This window comes from Paenibacillus sp. Y930 (assembly GCF_056786375.1).
The window spans coordinates 1-527 of record NZ_JBXCIX010000046.1; the positions used below are offsets into that span (position 1 = coordinate 1).

The 527-nt window shown below is 44.0% G+C and carries 2 tRNA genes; both read left to right on the plus strand.

The annotated features are described in order from the left end of the window. The first annotated feature begins 215 nt into the window (after positions 1-215). Positions 216-292 (plus strand) — tRNA-Ile (locus AC1TO5_RS21300). A 33-nt stretch (positions 293-325) separates the two neighbouring features. Further along, positions 326-401, plus strand: a tRNA-Ala gene (locus AC1TO5_RS21305). The last annotated feature ends 126 nt before the right edge of the window (positions 402-527 follow it).

A 527-nucleotide genomic window follows, 5' to 3' on the forward strand; every position in this document is an offset into this window, starting at 1 on the left:
GAGAAGAACATTAGATCCCTTGAGGATCACAACTTGGCAGTTGTTCGCACACTCGTTGTCAGTTTTGAAAGATCAAACAAAGCTTTTCGCAAGAAAAGTGTATAGTTACTCTTTCAACTAAGATTTGACTGTAAGAAGGTTTGATATTTTCTTTCAGGAAAATCACAGCTATTTCCTAACGGAAAAAGCGTAGGTAGTCAAAACGGAATACCCAAGGGCCTTTAGCTCAGCTGGTTAGAGCGCACCCCTGATAAGGGTGAGGTCGGTGGTTCGAGTCCACTAAGGCCCACCATATCGACTTTGAGTCGGTTACCCATTATATTATGGGGCCATAGCTCAGCTGGGAGAGCGCCTGCCTTGCAAGCAGGAGGTCAGCGGTTCGATCCCGCTTGGCTCCACCAACAATTCTCTTAGGAGATTGTTCACTATTTTCCTAACGGAAAAAGTGTTTGTTCCTTGAAAACTGGATATGAAAGTAATGAAACATCCAAAGCGAATTGTGAAGCTTGGAGATGAACCTTCTTAGG